This window comes from Cecembia calidifontis (assembly GCF_004216715.1).
Lineage (GTDB): Bacteria > Bacteroidota > Bacteroidia > Cytophagales > Cyclobacteriaceae > Cecembia_A > Cecembia_A calidifontis.
The window spans coordinates 3,210,630-3,229,866 of the sequence record NZ_SGXG01000001.1 but is presented as its reverse complement, the minus strand read 5'-3'; the positions used below and the strand labels follow the sequence as shown (position 1 = coordinate 3,229,866).

The 19,237-nt window shown below is 41.1% G+C and carries 10 protein-coding genes and 1 pseudogene; 6 read left to right on the top strand and 5 right to left on the bottom strand.

Annotated elements, in window-relative coordinates:
* Nucleotides 1-2 precede the first annotated feature (2 nt).
* The 5 genes from BC751_RS13915 to BC751_RS13895 form a co-directional block, all read right to left on the bottom strand.
* The gene (locus BC751_RS13915; RefSeq protein WP_130276085.1) at nucleotides 3-2,093 is read right to left on the bottom strand and encodes a S9 family peptidase; all 2,091 of its coding nucleotides are present in this window, start codon (nucleotides 2,091-2,093) and stop codon (nucleotides 3-5) included.
* A gap of 127 nt (nucleotides 2,094-2,220) precedes the next feature.
* Nucleotides 2,221-2,637, bottom strand: a complete 417-nt coding sequence (locus BC751_RS13910; RefSeq protein WP_130276084.1) for a hypothetical protein — start codon at nucleotides 2,635-2,637, stop codon at nucleotides 2,221-2,223.
* A gap of 21 nt (nucleotides 2,638-2,658) precedes the next feature.
* Nucleotides 2,659-4,104, bottom strand: a complete 1,446-nt coding sequence (locus BC751_RS13905; protein WP_130276083.1) for a SusD/RagB family nutrient-binding outer membrane lipoprotein — start codon at nucleotides 4,102-4,104, stop codon at nucleotides 2,659-2,661.
* An 18-nt stretch (nucleotides 4,105-4,122) separates the two neighbouring features.
* Nucleotides 4,123-7,323, bottom strand: a complete 3,201-nt coding sequence (locus BC751_RS13900) for a SusC/RagA family TonB-linked outer membrane protein (RefSeq protein ID WP_130276081.1) — start codon at nucleotides 7,321-7,323, stop codon at nucleotides 4,123-4,125.
* A gap of 446 nt (nucleotides 7,324-7,769) precedes the next feature.
* Nucleotides 7,770-9,989, bottom strand: coding sequence for a sodium-translocating pyrophosphatase (locus BC751_RS13895; RefSeq protein WP_130276079.1), 2,220 nt, complete (start codon nucleotides 9,987-9,989; stop codon nucleotides 7,770-7,772).
* Between the two features lie 224 nt (nucleotides 9,990-10,213).
* On the opposite strand from BC751_RS13895, the gene BC751_RS13890 reads away from it, so the two are divergent.
* From BC751_RS13890 to BC751_RS13865, 6 genes and pseudogenes are all read left to right on the top strand, one after another.
* A complete protein-coding gene (locus BC751_RS13890; protein WP_130276077.1) occupies nucleotides 10,214-11,467 on the top strand; it encodes a DUF819 family protein in 1,254 nt (417 codons plus the stop codon).
* An 80-nt stretch (nucleotides 11,468-11,547) separates the two neighbouring features.
* A pseudogene (locus BC751_RS13885) lies at nucleotides 11,548-14,235 on the top strand (phosphoenolpyruvate carboxylase).
* Nucleotides 14,236-14,330: 95 nt separating this feature from the next.
* A complete protein-coding gene (locus tag BC751_RS13880) occupies nucleotides 14,331-15,932 on the top strand; it encodes a hypothetical protein (RefSeq protein WP_130276075.1) in 1,602 nt (533 codons plus the stop codon).
* Nucleotides 15,933-16,035: 103 nt separating this feature from the next.
* The gene (locus BC751_RS13875) at nucleotides 16,036-16,791 is read left to right on the top strand and encodes an outer membrane lipoprotein-sorting protein (RefSeq protein ID WP_130276073.1); all 756 of its coding nucleotides are present in this window, start codon (nucleotides 16,036-16,038) and stop codon (nucleotides 16,789-16,791) included.
* Nucleotides 16,788-18,023, top strand: a complete 1,236-nt coding sequence (locus BC751_RS13870) for an ABC transporter permease (RefSeq protein ID WP_130276072.1) — start codon at nucleotides 16,788-16,790, stop codon at nucleotides 18,021-18,023. The genes BC751_RS13875 and BC751_RS13870 overlap by 4 nt, the downstream gene beginning before the upstream one ends.
* A complete protein-coding gene (locus BC751_RS13865; protein ID WP_130276071.1) occupies nucleotides 18,020-19,237 on the top strand; it encodes an ABC transporter permease in 1,218 nt (405 codons plus the stop codon). The genes BC751_RS13870 and BC751_RS13865 overlap by 4 nt, the downstream gene beginning before the upstream one ends.

Genomic DNA, 19,237 nt, shown 5'->3' with positions numbered 1-19,237 from the left:
CATCATGGATTCAAATGTTTCTTTAAAAATGCTGCTGTAGCGGAATTGACTTTGACCAAATTGGCATATTTCATCCAGTGATGGGAATCATCAGGTATCATAAGGTATTCAAAAGCCATGTTTCTATCCTCAAACCTTCGGATAAGGTCGGTAGTCTGGCTGACCTGTACATTTCTGTCATCATCTCCATGAATGAACAGTACCGGTGATGTCCAGGTATCCAGATAAGCCAAGGGGGAAGAATAAAATGCCGTCCTTTGGGCTTTTTCAAAGTCCGGGGCTTTTTCATAACCATCCGGCATCTCCAAGCGGCTTGAAAGTTCATGGACACCATGTATATCCACTCCTACAGCAAAAAGCCCTGAGTCTTTAGCAAGGGCCAAAGCTGTCAAATAACCTCCATAGGATCCTCCGTAAATACCTATTCTTTTGGGATCTACCTGGGGCAAAGAAGCCAGGTACTCGCCAGCAGCTTTCACATCTATATATTCCTCCGCACCCTGCCAATACGTTCTTGCAGGTTTATGGAATTCATAACCGTAACCTATCCCTAATCGAAAATTGACAGATAAAACGACAAAGCCCATTTCGGCCAGGTATTGATTGATGGCGTAGGTATTGGAATAATAATCCCCATAATGCCATCCCAACAACATTTGCCTCTGTGGCCCTCCGTGAACAAACAGAACGGCCGGTTTTTCATCAGGCCCCCCAGCCTTCTCAAACAGTTGGCAATGAATGTTAAATCCATCCGGAGATTGGAAAATCACCTGCTTTGGCGTTACCAAATGTGCCATTGGAAAATCAACAGGCAACATTTCCTCTCCTAAGACCATAAAATGCCGATCATTCAGATCCAAGATTGTTGGAAGCATAGGTCTTTGGGCAGTTGAAGAGATACAAGCTATTTGCTTCATCCCTGAAAGCATGACAGGATTGGTCTCAATGCTTTCTCCTTGTGTGTAGATCATGAGTTCACCTGACTGAATATGGACTGTACCTATATGTCTCCTGTCTATATCATCGGGCAATGGACCGGTATTGGCTGTAAAAAGAATGGTTTTCCTGTCAGGGCTAAGATTTACATGTTCAACCATATACTGACCCTGGGTAAGTTGTCTGGAGGGCCCGGAATCAGCATCCATGGCATATAAGTGTGGCCAGCCATCTTCATAGGATAAGTAGATCAGCTGATTGTCTGAGGCCCAATGGAGATTGGCCCCTCCATGGGTGGTGGAAATTGATCCCCTTAAAGTTTCCGGAGCCTTCCATCTCCGCCTTCCTTCCAAGGTCTCTATATCCGCTGTCCAGATTTCCCAGGGAATATGTCTTTGCTCAAAAATAGGCAATGGTTCAGGGGTTCCTCCTGGCCGTCTTATAAAGGTTACTTTTGAGCCATCAGGAGACCATTTGGGACTGGAATCCCGGGAAAATGAAGGAGAAAGGTATTGTAGTTTTTGGTTCTGAATGTCAAAAAATGCCACCAGGGCATGCGTTCCCCGGTTAATCGTGAACAACAACTTATTCCCTACAGGTGACCAACTGAGATAAGAGACTGAGCCTTTTGTTTCAAATAATTGGGAAGTCTTGGAATCATCCAAATTGAGTATCCACACCTGTCTGTTTTTGATAAATGCCAGGGTCTTCCCATCAGGTGAAACAACCGGTTCGTCTCCCTCTGTTAACATTTCTGCTTTGCTTCCGGAAAAAGATGCCCTCCATATTTCAACTTTGGGCATAAATGTTTCCTGGGAGGGATTGATGCCCACATTCCAGTCCCAATTACTCCCATGTTCCCCTCCCCTAACAAAAATCAGGGTATTTCCATCAGGGGTAAACTGGATTCCGGTAATTTCCTGTCCGTCATCTTTTGAAAAATCGGTTATTTTTTTGGGTTTAAAATCCGGAGCCTGTGCCACATACACATTTCTTAATCCCTTTTCATGCATTGCCCAGGCTATTTTGTCTCCCTCTGGAGATGCTGTCAATTCCGAAGGAAAAGGATAAGAGGTCACCTGCTCCATGGTAAAGCTTTGGGCAAAAAGTTGAAGCATCAATAAAAATACAGAGGTGGAAAGTAGTATTTTTTTCATATCCGTCTGGTTTAAGGCATTTAATATAACAAAATAATATTCAGCAATCCTTTAGTTGGGTGATAATGAATAAAAAACTCCCCTATATTTTATTACAGGGGAGTTTTTTTTTTAAATCAAGATTCCATTACGGCCTAACATTCAGGGTAATATTCCTTGTGGTGATAAAATTGCTTTGTGTCACCAAGGCAAACTGGATTGTCAAAGCGGTGCCAGCGGTTCCCTGAGGTACCTGGAACTGAAAAGTTTCCCGGTAGGAATCTTCCGTGTTCCAATTTGAAAATGACCTTGTTTCCAAATTGGTTGCTGTACCTGCTTGTAACCTATTCATTCTTAACTCTGTGGCCGGTTCATGTTCTGAATAAACCAAAAGCGTAAAGGTAACTGTTTCACCCACTGCAGGTGTGGTACTGGAAGCAGTTAACGTTGCTATAGTTCCCACCGCACCCACAACATCATATTCAGGTTCTTGATCCTCAAGGATACAAGAAGAAAGGAATACGGCTATTAAGGCAATTGCGAAAATATTAATAAGATTTCTCATAAGTGTAAATTTTTGAAATTATTACCTATCCCAAAAAATCCTGTCCAGATTAGTTACATTAGGAACATTGGCAGAATTATTAACCACTTCCCTATTGGGGTAAATAAACCTCCTTGGGAAATTACCTTGGGTTGTATTTGACGGCGCTGGAACTAAAGCAGGAATACCTGAGGCAGTGGTTGGCGATCCAGCAGGAGTTGTCCTTCTCCAATCCGTCCAAGCTTCTGCCTGAAGGAACATATCGATATGTTTTTCGATCATTATTTTTTCAAGATTGATAGTCGCTGCTGTTTCTGAACCGTATCTTTCGATGTATGCCTGATTGGTACCTCCCGTAATTCTTTGAAGGGAAGCCAATACTGCGGCATTATGGGCAGCAGCTGCTCTTTGGTTTTGGCCTAACCTTAATGCTGCTTCAGCTTCTATAAATTTAAGTTCGGAATAATTAAACACCGGTGTGGGGGCCTCTCTTCTATTGATATAGGGTCCAGGCAATACATTACCCGCTGGTCTTGAGGCCGCCCCATTTGGTACACCTACATAAAGTCCAGCTGTAGTTGGTCTCACAAAGAAAACCAAACGAGGATCATCAACACCTGGTTCCACTCTATCTCTCAACAAATCAATAAAACGCTGACTGATGCCTACGTTATTTTCACCAAAGGTAGTTTGGAAGAAAGGAAACCAAGGACCTGCAAATTCAGAACCAAACACCACATTGGGATGGTCGGCATTGGAATTGAAAGACCCTGCATCAATGGCAGCCAAAGCCGCAGTGGCTGAACCTTGAGGATCCAATTTGGAAAGGTGGTTTGAATACCTTGCTTTAAGAGCATTGGCAAACATGATCCACCGAGGTCTTGAATTTTGCCTCCAAAGGTTCTCATTATTTGCTCTGTAAATCAAATCATTGGTACTTGGACTTGTAGTACTGTTTGAATTGAGGTCTGCAATACCCTCATCCAACAATTGCTGCACTCGCTGATAAATTCCTGCCGCATCATCAAATCTCGGCTGGGAAATCCTGTCCAATTGCAAAGCCTCAGAATACGGGATGTCATTCCATAAATCAACAGAATAGCCCAAAATTGCCGCTTCCATAATTTTGGCTGAACCGGCATAGTGAGTTGCTCCTTGTTCCGCAGCTTTTGTTTTGATAGTCTGAATATTATTCAGGCAGTTGGTATAGAATCTATTCCAAGTGGCATCACTCATATCGGCAATGAATGCATAGTTATTCACTTGTTGCTGATCACCTAATATCCCTGTCAGATACTGCATCAGGATACTGGTGAATTGGGCAGATTCACCTGCTATACCATAAACAAATGCTGCTGTAACCCCTGGATAAATCACTTGTATGGAGGCATCTGTAGCTTGATTTGGATTGGTGTTGATTTCATCAAAACTATCACAGGATACAAAAACCACCAACAGAAGAATAAATGATATAATTTTCTTTTTCATTTCGTTCAAGTTTAGAGGTTAAAAAGAAACATTGATTGTAGCTCCATAACTTCTCATATTAGGAGTGGTAAATGCATCCACTCCCACCGGAGCATTTGGACCGTTCAGGTTGGTCTCGGGATCAATACCCCCATAATTGGTAAATAGAAGCATATTCCTACCATAGACACCAACTGAAGCTCGGCTCATCCCCATCTTTCTGGAAATGCTTGAAGGAATCTGATATGTCAAATTGACATCACGCAACCTGATCCAGGATCCATCCTGAACCCATCGCTCAGTCAATTCCCTGCCAAATGCCATTGCCGGTCCTACCCCTTGGAAAGCGGCTTGATTCAAAGTCACGGGTATGTTATTTACTTGTCCATGATTATCTCCATTTGGATTTTCAATGACACCTCTGAAAACCACAACTCTATTTCTATCTAAAGTGTGCTCTGCTACACCAGATCCATTACCCATCCAGTAAGCAGTTACATTGACAACATCACCACCTTTCCGGATATCCCAAAGAAAAGTCAGATTGAAGTTTTTATAAGTAAAGTTATTTCTCCATCCAATGAGGTAATCAGGGTTAGGATTACCGATCATTCGCTGCACAGGATCCATAATCGGGAAACCTTGAGGGTTGATCAGTACATCACCATTAGCATTTCTCAAAAATGCATTTCCGTAAAATACCCCAAACTGCTCCCCTGGAATCAATCTGCTTTGGATACGTGCTCCAAAAAGATTGTTGACAATGGGCTCATCATTTGGTAAAGAAATCACAAAATTGCGGTTACGGGTGAAGTTGAATACCATATCCCAATTGAAGTCACCTCTTTTATAAACGGTTGCTGTAAGAACAGCTTCAATACCCTTATTTTGAATTTCCCCTGAGTTGATCAACTGCGAAGTAAAACCTGTGGAGGCTGGAATTGGAACAGATACTATCTGATCGCGGCTAACCGCATTGTAATAGGTAACATCCAATCCAAAGCGGTTCTCAAAGAACCTAAGATCTGCGCCTATCTCATAAGTATTGGTGAACTCAGCTCGAAGATTATTATTTCCTGCAGATGGACTTAACAAAACACCTCCTACTCCATCAATAGGAAACCTAACTCCAGGTGCATATCGGGTGCTGGTGGTAGCAATGTTATAAAAGGTTTCCGTTGAATAGGCAGGAGGAATATTACCCGCCCCTGCGTAGGAGCCTCTAAGTTTTGCGAAGCTTAAAGCGCGGCTTTCGATTTTGAAAAGATCCGTTACCGCTACACTTAACCCTGCACTTCCGTAAGTAAATGACCGGTTGTTAGCGGGCAAAGTAGATGCCCATTCATTTCTGACAGAAAGTTCCAAGAAAATGGAATTCAGGTATCCAATAGAACCTCTGGAAAATACTGCTTGGGTCATCCGTCTAAAGTCAGTTTTTGTGAAAATTGGGTTTTCCTGTGTGTTTGCAATATTGTTCAAACCTGGAATAGCAAAATTTGTCCCGTTCATAAACATACTCATGGTATTGGAAGAGAACATGTTGTGACCTACCAAGAAAGATAGAGAGACTTTTTCACTGACATCTTTATTTGCTGTAATAATCAAATCAGAGTTGAGAATTTTATCTGTGTAGGTGTCCTCCACAATCCTTCCTCCTAAAGCACCACTTGCAGATATAGCTGCGCCTCCAGAGGAAAATGGTGCCCAAACTTGTGTCCGAGCATCATAGGTAAAATCAAACCCTAGTCTATGGGTAATATTCAACCATTCGGCCGCCTTGATATCAGTTTGTAAAAATGTTATGAAACGGTTAACATTATCGTTGTAAGGGTTTTTATTTACTGTCCAAAAAGGGTTATCCGGACTAAATGGAACAGAACCATCTACTGCTCCCCTAAAGTTTCTTTGAACGCCGCTTGGATAAACAAAACCTGCAGAATTGTCAAAAGAAGGAGGTGTTCTGTAAAGTCCTTGGATGGCATCAGAAAAGTTATCCCCTCTACCAAACTTTGTGCTGGTACTGTTTACATAATTTACTGAACCGCCGATTTTGAAGCGCTCCGTTAGCTTTGAGTCAGCGGATAATTTTACTGAAGTCCGGTTGAATGTGTTATTGGGTATAATTCCCTGTTGGAACATATTTCCTGCAGACAAATAAAAATTGGATTTATCATTGGAGGAAGATACAGCTATGTGTGTATCATTGGTGAAGCCATTTTGAAAAAACAAACGCTGATTGTCATAAACCGGAACTCTTGGCCCTGCATTGGGATGGTTCATGTCCACTATGGTACCCCTGGGATCCTTCACATTAGGAGTTGATTCATCATACCTCAAAGTGGACATTGGTGCTCCATAATGATTAAAAGTTGTACCTCCGTTGAAAACCCCATTATCACCTTGGCTATATCTCAATTGTTGAGGAAAATAATTCATGATCCTGTCAGTTGAATTATTGGTAGAAATATCAACTGTAAAACCTTTTTGTTTAGAACCTTTTTTGGTGGTGATCAAGACCACACCTGTAGCACCTTGAATACCATATAAAGAAGTGGCAGCCGGTCCTTTCAATACTGTAATGTTTTCGATATCATTTGGATTGATATCAATAGCCCTGTTAGCATAGTCTACACCTGCAGAAGTTCCAATCGAGGCCCTAAAAGAGTTATTGACAGGTATACCATCAACAACTATCAAAGGTTGGTTTTGGCCTGAAATAGACTGAATACCCCGGATCACTATACTAGAACCAGCCCCAGCAGATCCACCTTGTCGTGTTACCTGAACTCCTGCAACTTTTGCGTTCAATGCATCAATTACATTTTGTTCACGTGAGGCAAGGATTTCATCTCCACGGACTTCTTGCGCCGCGAAAGAAATCTTCTTTTTTTCCTGCGTCAAACCGAAAGCTGTGACAACCACCTCCGACAGCTGCTCTGTATCCGTCACCATATTCACGTTGATGACAGACCTTCCATTTACCGGTATTACCTGTGCTTTAAAACCAATAAATGAAAAAGTAAGGACCGAATTTTCATTTGGGACATTGATAGTGTAATTCCCTTCAATGTCCGTCACAGAACCTATTGTTGTGTTCTGCACCAAAATAGTCACTCCTGGAAGTGGCTGCCCATCTTCCTGAGATACAACCTTTCCCCTCACTTGGATCTGAGCCTGACCATTTAGGGCAAGGCCAATTAGCAAAAAGAGGAAAATAGGAAGCGTAAATTTTTGTTTCATAAACAATCGTTTTGTGTGATTTAAATAAATGAGCGGATCAAAACCGGATTAAAAAATCCAGACCTATTGCAATAAAATTATTCCCTGAAAAAATTAAACTTAAAACCATTCAACCTTCTGATTTTCAGGAATTGTTTTAATTTAGACAGGAAAAATTTAAAAATCAAAGTAAAAAGGAATACATTTTAAAACAACAACCATTTTTTAAACCAATATGAATCGAATTGATGAAAAATATTTAATTGATTCATGGTCCTTTATTGTACTTCTTCAAAAAACTGAATTTCAATCTTTTAAAAAGTCAATACACTTTTTTCTTGGCTTGGAATTCGGACTGGAGAAGATGCCTGAAATTACATAATCGGAAATTCATTCAAATTCAAAAAATCTAAAAAACAAAAGCCATCCGGAATCCGGATGGCTTAGCATTTTGGGTTTTGGGTTAATTAATCGACTTTGAGTTCTTCGACAGTTACAATCTCCTTGGTAGGTTCCAAAGTAATTTCTTTTACTTTCTCTTGCTCTAATTTGCCATAAGCATGTCCATCCCCGTTAGAGATATGGGGAGCAATTATCAAGGCTACAATCGAAGTTAATTTGATCAAAATGTTCATGGAAGGACCTGAGGTATCTTTGAAAGGATCCCCTACGGTATCGCCCGTTACAGAAGCCTTGTGGGCATCAGATCCTTTATATTCCATTTTGCCATTGATCTCCACGCCTTTCTCGAAAGATTTCTTGGCATTGTCCCAAGCTCCACCGGCGTTGTTCTGAAAAATACCCATCAAAACACCAGATACGGTAATACCTGCCAACAAGCCACCCAATACTTCTGGGCCAAAGGCAAAACCTACAATCATTGGAGCCAATAAGGCAATGGCACCAGGAGCAACCATTTCACGGATGGAAGCCTTGGTGGAAATTTCCACACATTTCTCATACTCTGGCTTGGCTTTATATTCCATGATACCTGGAATTTCCCTAAACTGTCTCCTCACCTCATTGACCATATCCATGGCTGCACGGCCTACAGCTGCAATGGCCAAAGAAGAGAAAATAAACGGAATCATCGCGCCAACAAAAAGACCGGCAAGTACATCCGCTTTGTAAATATCAATGGAATCTATACCTGCAATCCCTACATACGCTGCAAACAGGGCCAATGCGGTCAAAGCAGCAGAAGCAATCGCAAAACCTTTGCCGGTGGCTGCTGTGGTATTACCCACTGCGTCCAAAATATCTGTTCTTTCTCTCACTTCTTTTGGCAATCCGGACATCTCTGCTATTCCCCCAGCATTATCCGCAATAGGACCAAAAGCATCTATGGCCAGCTGCATTGCGGTAGTGGCCATCATACCGGCCGCAGCAATAGCCACTCCATAAAGGCCAGCGACCAGGAATGATCCGTAAATACCTGCAGCCAACAAAATGATTGGTGCAACGGTAGATTCCATCCCTACAGAAAGACCACCAATAATATTGGTAGCATGACCTGTGGAAGATTGCTTAATGATGGAGTTAACAGGTCTTTTACCCATGGAAGTATAATACTCTGTAATCATACTCATCAGGGCACCTACAACCAAACCGATAACCACTGCCCCGAAAACGCCCATTTTGGTGAATGCAATGGATCCACCTCTGGAAAGTACCAAATCTCCCTCAGGTAACATGTACATGATTACAGGGTAGGAAGCAGCTACAGTCAACAGGATGGAAATCCAGTTTCCTTTATTCAACGCATTCTGTACACTGTCTGTATCTTTTGTAATTTTCACAAAAAAGGTACCTACTATGGAGAACATCAAGCCCAAACCTGCAATCACCAAAGGCAAAAGGACAGGTGCTATTCCTCCAAAATTATCAGCGGATACAATCTCTCTTCCCAATACCATGGAGGCCAAAATAGTAGCCACATAAGAACCGAAAAGGTCAGCACCCATACCTGCCACGTCACCTACGTTATCCCCTACGTTATCTGCAATTGTTGCAGGGTTCCTTACATCATCTTCTGGAATTCCCGCTTCCACTTTACCGACAAGGTCAGCACCCACATCAGCTGCTTTGGTATAAATACCACCTCCCACACGGGCAAAAAGGGCTATAGATTCCGCACCTAAGGAAAAACCTGCCAAGACCTCAAGTGCAGTTTCCATGGCGGCACCATTCACATCACCTCCAGTGGAAACTACAAACATGTTATAAAATAAAATAAACAAGGAACCCATCCCCAAAACAGCAAGTCCTGCTACACCAAGTCCCATCACAGTTCCACCTGTAAAAGAAACATTAAGAGCATTTTTAAGACTGGTTTTTGCTGCTTGAGTCGTCCTTACATTGGCTTTGGTGGCAATGTTCATCCCCAAGTATCCAGCAAACGCGGAAAGAAAAGCACCAATTACGAATGAAATAGCGATGATCGGGCTTGAGTTTTCAACCAAAGTCCCGGACCATCCCAGGATAATTGCGGCAATGACCACAAAATAGAAAAGGATTTTCCACTCTGCTTTCAAAAAAGCCATGGCTCCTTTGGCCACATACCCGGCCAACTCCATCATGTTTTCATCACCGGTTTCCTGCCTGGTCACCCAAGCAGATTTGATAGACATTACACTTAGGCCGATAATCCCCAAGACGGGCACCAAATAAATAAACATTTGTTCCATAAAACTTATTTTGCGTTTACTGTCAAATTTTCAATCCGACAAATATATTATTATTCATATATCTCGCAATCAAAACAGATAAATCTCATATTTTTTTGTTGGCAGTACATTATTTTGTCATAAAAAAATGCTTAAAAAATTAAGAGAATACCCTTTCCATTTTTTTGTATCAGTGAATAAATTTCAGTTGCATTTTCTAACTTGCTCCATTGAAAATTCACCCCATGAGCTTATCCATATTTATTTTATTGATTGTTTATGTTCTCAGCCCAGCTTTCATAATATGGTTGTGCAGGAAGTTTTCCTTCATCGAAAAATTGGGCCCCGTCATCATAGCCTATGCTTTTGGTCTGATTTTGGGCAATTCCAACATCCTGCCCCAAATGGGAGGCTTCCTCAATGAATATATCCTGTTGCACCCCAAAGCCAGTTTAGCAGAAATTGAAAGCCTTTTAGGTAGTGGCCAAATCGAAGAAAAACATCTTTTGGCTTTTAAAATTCATGGCCTAAAAGACAACCTGATGAGTATTTCCGTGTTATTGGCTATTCCTTTGATGCTTTTCTCTTCCAACATCAAACAATGGAAGAACCTGGCCGGTAAAACCTTAGCGTCCCTATTTATCGGACTTTTCTCCGTCATTTCCATGATCAGTTTGGGCTATTTTATATTCCATTCCAGCGGTATCCCAGACTTCTGGAAAATCTCCGGTTTATTGGTTGGAGTTTACACTGGTGGTACCCCAAACTTGGCTTCTCTAAAAATGATGCTCGATGTGGATCCGAATACTTATATCCTCACACATACCTATGACCTTATCATCGGGGTTTTTTATTTAAGTTTTTTAGTATCTATTGGGAAAAAGCTATTTAATAAATTTCTACCTCCTTACCCCAAATCCATTTCCCCATCAGAGGGCCTTTTGAAAAACCAGGAGGGAGAATTACAAACTGGAAAAAAAATCAAGTTCATCTCCCGGGGATTGGGTTATGCCTTAAGTATTGTCGCTTTAGGAGTAAGTTTGGGATCATTGGTTCCTGAAAACATGCTGATGGTAGTTACCATCTTGACGATTACAAGCTTAGCTATCCTCGCTTCTACTTTAAAATTTGTAAATAGAGCCCCATTGACTTTTGATACCGGGATGTATTTCATACTGATTTTCAGTATAGTAGTAGCTTCAATGGCAGATGTCCGAAGCTTGACAGATTTCAATCCGGTGTTACTTGCCTACATCTCTTTAGCAGTTTTTGGTTCCCTCCTGTTGCACCTTTTATTGAGTAGGATTTTTAAAATAGATGCTGACACTACCATGATTACCTCCGTCTCTTTCATTTGTTCGCCTCCATTTGTTCCGGTGATAGCAGGTGCATTAGGCAATAAAAACATCATCATTTCAGGTATTACTATTGGGATTGTGGGATATGCCATAGGCAATTACCTTGGTTTTTTCATGGCAAATTTCCTGAAGTTCTTTTAGGGGAAAACTTTCATTGTCTTGGTGATTTTTTTACTTTTAACTGTATAAAATTAATTCAATAACCTAAAATTGGATTGAAGGTGAATATTTTTGAAAAAATCCACAAAGATACTGCTTTTCTGACCAGCTGTCTCAAGGAGGTCTTGGAAGAAATAGGCGAACAAGTTCCTTTGGATATTTTGAACCTGGATTTCATAAAACAGCAAAATGATCTACAGGATACAGATACAGAAGAAAAGCACATTCAAATTTTGAGTATTTTTTTACAGTTGATGAACCTGGTGGAAGAAAATGCAGCCGTTCAGCAGCGGAGACTACTGATTGACCAATCAGGACCGCAGGTTATCCGGGGTTCCTGGGCGGAAACATTCACCAGGCTTAAAGCAAATGGGCACAGTGAAAAAGAAATTGCAGCCCTGATTTCCAAAGTAAAATTAAGACCTGTTTTGACGGCGCATCCTACTGAAGCCAAGAGAATTTCGGTCTTAGAACTTCATCGGGATCTTTATCTCAAATTGGTAAAACTTCAAAATAATACTTACTCCAAACTCGAAAGGGATTCACTCAAAGATGAAATCAAAGGTCTCTTGGAGCGATGGTGGAGAACGGGCGAGGTGTATCTTGAAAAACCAACCGTATCTTCTGAGAGAACCAATGTAATGCACTATTTCACGAAAGTCTTTCCGAAAGCCCTTACCAAAAGTGACCAACATTTAAGACAAAGCTGGAAAGCTATGGGCTTTGATACCAGGCTGTTAAATGAACCCGAAAAATATCCCCAGCTCCAATTTGGGAGCTGGGTCGGCAGTGACAGAGATGGTCATCCTTATGTTACGGCGCAAATCACAGAGGAAACCTTACTCGCACATAGAAAAGCAGCTTTTGCTTTAATAAGCGAACAGCTTAGCGCCTTAGCGGCATCCATGTCATTTTCTGAAAAACGAAACCCTGTTCCTGCTTCATTCTTAGAGATAATAAGAAAAAAAGAAGAAGAATTTGGCGTTTTGGGTAAAGAGGCGGTAGCACGCAATACCTATGAACCCTGGAGACAATACCTGAACTTGGTCCTGCTTCAAGTCGACAATACATCCAAGGAAAACCCGGATTTTCTATACCCTGTCTATAAGAATGCATCCGAATTGGCAGAAGACCTGAAAAAGCTTAGAATGAGCTTGAAAGAAATCGGCGCCGATAATATCATTGAAAATCAAATTTTCCCCATAGAGCGGCAGGTATCTTGCTTTGGTTTTCACCTGGCCAAATTGGATATCAGGCAAAACTCGGAATTCCATGACAAAGCCATAGAGCAAATACTTATGCATGTTTTCCCTGAAACTTCTCCTTTCCGAACCTGGGATGAAAAGACGAGGATGAAATTCATCTTGGATGAGCTGAAACAAAACCGACCTTTTGGTATTTGGGGAAAATCCTTTGGACCGGAAGCTGACCGCGTTTTGGATTGTTATAGAGTAGTAAAAAGTCATTTTGATAAATTTGGAAAGGAGGGAATTGGATCTTTTATTATAAGTATGAACCGGCAGGTGAGTGATCTCCTGATAGTTTATTTGTTTTTTAGAGAAGTGGGGTTGCCATATGACCAATTCAAGGTTGTACCTCTTTTTGAAACCATTAAGGACTTGAATGAATCAGCAGGCATCATGGATGAATATTTAACCCTACAATTTGTAAAAAGTCTTGATAACGAAAGATTTGAAATCATGTTGGGATATTCTGATAGCAACAAAGACGGCGGTGTCCTGACAAGCCGGTGGAACATTTATCAAACCGGAAAAAAGCTAACATCCATAGCACAAAAACATGGGGTTCATTTTTGCTTTTTCCATGGCATTGGAGGCACGATTAGCCGGGGAGGCGGAAAATACCACCGTTTCCTGGAAAGCATGCCCCAAGGAAGCCTTAGCGGGGAAATGAAGCTTACAGTACAAGGCGAGACTATCGCCCAACAATTTGCCAATTTACTCAATGGGGTGTACAACCTGGAGATGTTGTTATCTGGTATCACCCTCCAATCCTCATCCTATTTTTATCCGGATAAAACGGAAAGCTTTCCAGATGCCATTGTGGAGCAACTTTCTAAATATGCCATGGAGCACTACAGGACTTTATTAACCCATCCCTCCTTTATCCAATTTTTTGGACAGGCCACTCCAATTGATGTTTTGGAATTAAGCAAAATAGGGTCAAGACCAAGCAGGAGAACCGGCACAAGGACCTTAGCAGATTTAAGGGCAATTCCTTGGGTATTTAGTTGGAACCAATCAAGATTCAATATAACAGGTTGGTTCGGAATAGGCTATGCCCTTGAAAAAATAAGAAATGAAAATCCGGGTGACTATGCCATACTAAAATCACAGTCCGATAATTGGCCTTTATTAAGGTATATCCTCATTCAGGTAGAAACCAACCTGGTGACAGCGGATCCTGAATGAATGAAAGCTTACAGTAATATGGTAACCGATGAAAAAATAAAAAGGCCTATTCTTGGGATGATCCTTCAGGAGTACGAAAGAAGTTTGGATGAACTCGCTAAAATGTTTGATCAACCAAGAGAAAAAAGAAGATTGAGCCAATTGGACAATATGAAGCGGAGAAAAAGGGCACTAGGCTCCCTTCACCAGCTTCAAATTCAAAACCTTGAAAAATGGAGAAAAGAAAGAGACCTCAATTCCGAAAATTCTGAGGCGCTTATCAAAAAAATCATGGAAATCACTACTGCATTGGCGAATGGATTGAAGAATACAGGATAAAAACTGACAGATACAAATCAAAAAACAAGATGATAAAAGTCATTTTTTTCATGGGCTGAAATTCGGAAATTGACTTCGTGAAAATAAACCTGCCTATGAGAAGGATATTTTTGTTTTTTGGCCTAATGCTTCCTCTATTCCTTTCGGCACAGGAAGATTATTTCCCATACATCCTGAAAGTTAACCCTGTGGAAATCCCCAACCTTCCTGGTTTACATTCCTATGCATTTGCACAGCATGAGGGAAAATGGTTGGTAATTGGAGGGAGAAAAGATGGCCTCCATGCCAGACAACCCAATGCCTCGTTTCCTGCCAATTTTAACAATACTGAGATTTTTGTAATCGATGTAAAAGCGAAAAGATATTGGATGGCACCTCTTGATCCTTTACCCGTTAATCTCCGGGAACAATTACAATCCACCAATATGAATTTTTATCAGGATGGATCAAAATTATTGATAATTGGAGGCTACGGATATTCAGCTTCAAAAAACAACCATATCACTTACCCTTTTGTGACCTATGTAGAAGTCCCCGATTTGATTGATGCCGTGATCAATCAGCGAGACATCAATCCCTTCTTTTTTCAAATCCCGGATGAAAGGTTCGCTGTGACTGGTGGACAACTTGGAAAAATAGGAGACACTTACTTCTTGATAGGTGGGCATAGGTTCGATGGGAGGTATAACCCAATGGGAGGACCTTCTTTTACCCAAACCTACACCAATCAGATCAAAAAATTCAAACTGGCTCCATCCATCGGGCCTATTGGAATCATAGATTATGAAGAAATCACCGATCCTGTACATCTTAGAAGAAGAGACTACAATTTGGTTCCTCAGATCTTTCCTGATGGATCGGAAGGTTATATGGTGTCTTCGGGAGTTTTTCAGATCAATGCAGACCTTCCTTTCCTTTACCCTATAGATATTACAGCCGACCGATATTTGCCCAAAACGGAATTCAATCAATATTTGAGCAATTATCATGCCCCCAAAGTGGGGCTTCATGACAGTGAAAGAAATCAAATGCACGCGCTGTTCTTTGGGGGAATGAGCCAATATTACTACCAATTAGGGGAATTGGTTCAGGACAACAGGATACCTTTTACCAAAAATATCAGCAGGGTTAGCAGATACCCGGACGGAAGCCTTCTTGAATTTTTGATGCCGGTAGAGATGCCTTTTCTCGAAACTGCCAGTGCTGAATTCATTATCAACAATGACTTACCCAGGTACAGCAACCAGGTTATAAAACTGAATGAAATAGAACCTGAAGAGTTTCTAATCGGTCATATTTTGGGAGGAATAGCCAGCCCGACAAGAAATCCATTTACGGATAACCAAACCAATACAACCTCGGCAGCGGCAAAAATATATGAGGTGAAACTGATCAAAAGCCCTATTGCCAGTATTCCGGCTGTAGATGGAAGTAATCCTTATGTGATATCCGTTTTCCCAAATCCTTTTAGGGACAGGGTATTTGTCCAATTCCACACAGATAAACAGATAAAAATAGACTATTTTATCAGTACACCTGCCGGACAACTGATAGATAAAGGTTCTTTCTTCAGTACACAAATAGGAAAAAACGAAAAACGGATTGATTTAGGACCCCAGGTTCAAACACCTGTCCTTCTGATCACATTTGTATTTGAAGATAAATTCTATGTTACCAAAAAACTGATTTCCAATTGAAGCAGATTGGTGGTCTAATAAATGATTATCTCATCAAATCCTTCAAAAACTGGCTTTTATTTCATATTTTGAATGATTCATTCCATTGTAACCCACAACTGACATGAAGTATTTCCTAAAAACCTGTGGACTTGTTTTTTTTTTCAGCTTATTATTTTTCTCATCCCATGGGCAAGATGCCAGAGAAATTGTTGAAAAAATGGATAAAAAGATGCGTGGAGAAACCATGATCGTGGAAATGGAGATGGATATTGTCAGGCCCCGCTTTTCAAGGACGATTGGCATCAAAAGTTGGTCAAAAGGACAGGACTACTCAATGATCTTAATCACCGCACCTGCCCGGGATAAGGGCACTTCATTTTTAAAAAGACAAAAGGAAATCTGGAATTGGGTACCCAATATAGAAAGGACAATCAAACTTCCCCCTTCGATGATGGCACAATCCTGGATGGGGTCTGATTTTACCAATGATGACCTGGTCAGGGAAAGCTCTATCATCAATGATTACAACCACAAAATTATTGGAACAGAGACTATTGAGGGATATGTATGCCATAAAATAGAAATGATTCCCAAGCCAAATGCTGCTGTGGTATTTGGAAGAATCCTGATATGGATTACCAAAGATTCCTACCTTCAAATGAAAGCAGAAAATTTTGATGAATATGGGGGATTAGTAAGCACGGTATACGGCCATCAAATCAAAAAAATGCATGATCGGGAAATACCGACCGTTTTGGAAATGATTCCAGCAGACAAACCAGGACACAAAACTGTTCTGCGGTATATTCAATTGGAATTTGACCGACCCATCGAGGATGGTTTTTTCTCAGTCCAACGTATGAAAGATCTCCGATGACAAACCTATCCCTGATTTTAAGACTAGCCTGGAGAAATCTATGGAGAAACAAGCGGCGGACCTTCATCACAGCTGCCTCTGTAACATTTGCGGTGGTATTGGCCTTGGTAATGGAATCAATGAATACGGGTGGCCATGAACAAATGATCAACAATACCCTGCGCTTTGGAACAGGATACTTACAAATACAGGATACTGCCTATTATGAAACCCCTTCTCTGGACTATGGTTTTTACCTGGAAGATAGTCTCCAGGAAAAACTCAATGCGCTATTGAATGACCAAGCATATGCCGTTCCGAGAATTGAATCATTTGTCCTGGCCGCAGGGGAACAGCAAACTCGCGGAGCTTTGGTCACAGGAATTATTCCATATCTGGAAAATAGGATGAACGGTTTTTTGAGGTTTATTGAAAAAGGAAGGGTTTTCCATTCAGGTAGTCTTGAAGCCGTTATTGGCAGTGGCTTAGCCAGAAGACTTTCTTTAGACCTTAATGATACTTTGGTGATAATAGGTCAAGGTTTTCAGGGAATGCAGGCAGCCGGAAAATATGCCATTTCGGGGATCATTGTCCATCCCATGGAATTTGTGGATAACCAAATGATTTACATGGATATCCAAGAGGCATCATGGCTTTTTGCTTTGGAAGACAAGGTCAGTCATTGGCTCATCATGGCGGAATCAGATAAACATGCCCGAAATATTCAAAGAAATTTTGAACCTTACTTAGAAGGAACCGGCCTGACCGTCCATCATTGGAAAGAACTCCAACCCGATCTTGTGAAAGCTCTTGCTTTCGATACCGTCTCAGGCTGGATCATGCAGTTCATTCTCTATGTGGTCATTGCTTTTGGTATTTTTGGGACTGTTTTAACTATGACCTTGGAAAGGCAAAAGGAATTTGCCATTCTGGTCAGCATAGGAATGAAGCGGAGCATTCTTGCAATGCAGTGTTTTGTAGAGACCATCCTGATCAGTCTCATCGGTGTATTTTGCGGACTGGCTTTGGGATTACCGGTTATTTATTATTTCCACCTCAACCCCATTCCTCTTGGTGAAGGATTATCTGATTTGATGAAGGAATATGGCCTCGAGCCTTATCTCCCTTTTTCTTTGTCTCCTTCAGTTTTTTTGTTTCAAGGAATATCCATGCTGGTTTTGACCCTGATCATCACAACTTATCCTGTATGGCGCAGTCTGACTTTTCCCTTACTTGAAAATTTACGGAGATGAAAACAATTTTTTTACTTTCCTGGAAAAATATATGGAGGAACAAGACCAGAAGCCTTGCCCTGATGATGGCAATTATCCTGGGCATAGCCGCAGGTCTCATCATGTTCGGTCTTGTGGCCGGGATGGTGATGCAGCGATTTGATGGCCTTGTAGAAAACCATCTGTCCCATATTCAAATCCATCAGAAGGATTATTTAAGGGAACAGGAAAACAACTTGATACTACCTGAACCTGAGAAGATAAGAATTGTCTTGGATACCATATCCCTTATTGAAGAAAAAGCATTCAGAACTATCTCCTATGGCATGATTGCTTCAGGATATAATTCCTCTGGGGTTAAAATTTTGGGTATTAACAAAAATGAAGAGGCAAAAATCAGCCGTTTTCCTCAAAATATCATTGAGGGAAAATACCTTGATGAGGAAATGCGCTATCCATTGGTCATTTCAGAAAGAACTGCAAAAAAACTGAAGGTGAGATCAGGTGGCCGGATTGTTCTGACTTTCCAAAACCTTGAAGGAGACATCACTTCTGCCGCCTTTAGAATCAGTGGGATTTTCAGAACATCTGATGCAAATTTTGATGATGCCAATGTGCATGTGCTCCAAAAAGACCTTCAGGAATTGCTGGGAAATCCAAACGCCTTTCATCAAGTGGCTATCCTGATCAAGGATTACAAAAAAGCAGAGGATCTTGCGGGAAGATTACGGGAAATGCTTCCTGAACTTGAAATCAGAAGTTGGGCAGGACTGGCTCCAGAACTGAAGATTTTAGTAGAACAGGGAAGCTTTATCATGTACATATTCATGATTATTATTCTTTTGGGCCTTTCCTTTGGTATTCTCAATACCATGCTGATGGCTGTATTTGAAAGATTACAGGAACTGGGTATGCTGATGGCCATAGGTGTGACCAAGTTCAAAGTAGCATCCATGATTGTTCTGGAAACAGTATATATCTCAATTATTGGGGGAATTTTCGGGGTCATCTTAGGCATATCCATCCATAATCTATTTGTCAAAGATGGACTTGACCTATCCCGGTTTGCCAGTGCTTTGGCAGAATTCGGTTATGATGCCATCATTTATCCCATACTAGAGTCCAAAGACATTTACATTACAATTGGTCTGGTATTCTTGACGGCTATTATAGCAGCAGTTATCCCTGCAGTCAGGGCCATTCAATTGAACCCTTCAGAAGCTATTAGGAAATAA

What these genes read in the sequence shown, in the direction of transcription:
- BC751_RS13915 (WP_130276085.1), bottom strand. Translation starts at nt 2,093, where the DNA reads ATGAAAAAAATACTACTTTCCACCTCTGTATTTTTATTGATGCTTCAA.
- BC751_RS13910 (WP_130276084.1), bottom strand. Translation starts at nt 2,637, where the DNA reads ATGAGAAATCTTATTAATATTTTCGCAATTGCCTTAATAGCCGTATTC.
- BC751_RS13905 (WP_130276083.1), bottom strand. Translation starts at nt 4,104, where the DNA reads ATGAAAAAGAAAATTATATCATTTATTCTTCTGTTGGTGGTTTTTGTA.
- BC751_RS13900 (WP_130276081.1), bottom strand. Translation starts at nt 7,323, where the DNA reads ATGAAACAAAAATTTACGCTTCCTATTTTCCTCTTTTTGCTAATTGGC.
- BC751_RS13895 (WP_130276079.1), bottom strand. Translation starts at nt 9,989, where the DNA reads ATGGAACAAATGTTTATTTATTTGGTGCCCGTCTTGGGGATTATCGGC.
- BC751_RS13890 (WP_130276077.1), top strand. Translation starts at nt 10,214, where the DNA reads ATGAGCTTATCCATATTTATTTTATTGATTGTTTATGTTCTCAGCCCA.
- BC751_RS13880 (WP_130276075.1), top strand. Translation starts at nt 14,331, where the DNA reads ATGAGAAGGATATTTTTGTTTTTTGGCCTAATGCTTCCTCTATTCCTT.
- BC751_RS13875 (WP_130276073.1), top strand. Translation starts at nt 16,036, where the DNA reads ATGAAGTATTTCCTAAAAACCTGTGGACTTGTTTTTTTTTTCAGCTTA.
- BC751_RS13870 (WP_130276072.1), top strand. Translation starts at nt 16,788, where the DNA reads ATGACAAACCTATCCCTGATTTTAAGACTAGCCTGGAGAAATCTATGG.
- BC751_RS13865 (WP_130276071.1), top strand. Translation starts at nt 18,020, where the DNA reads ATGAAAACAATTTTTTTACTTTCCTGGAAAAATATATGGAGGAACAAG.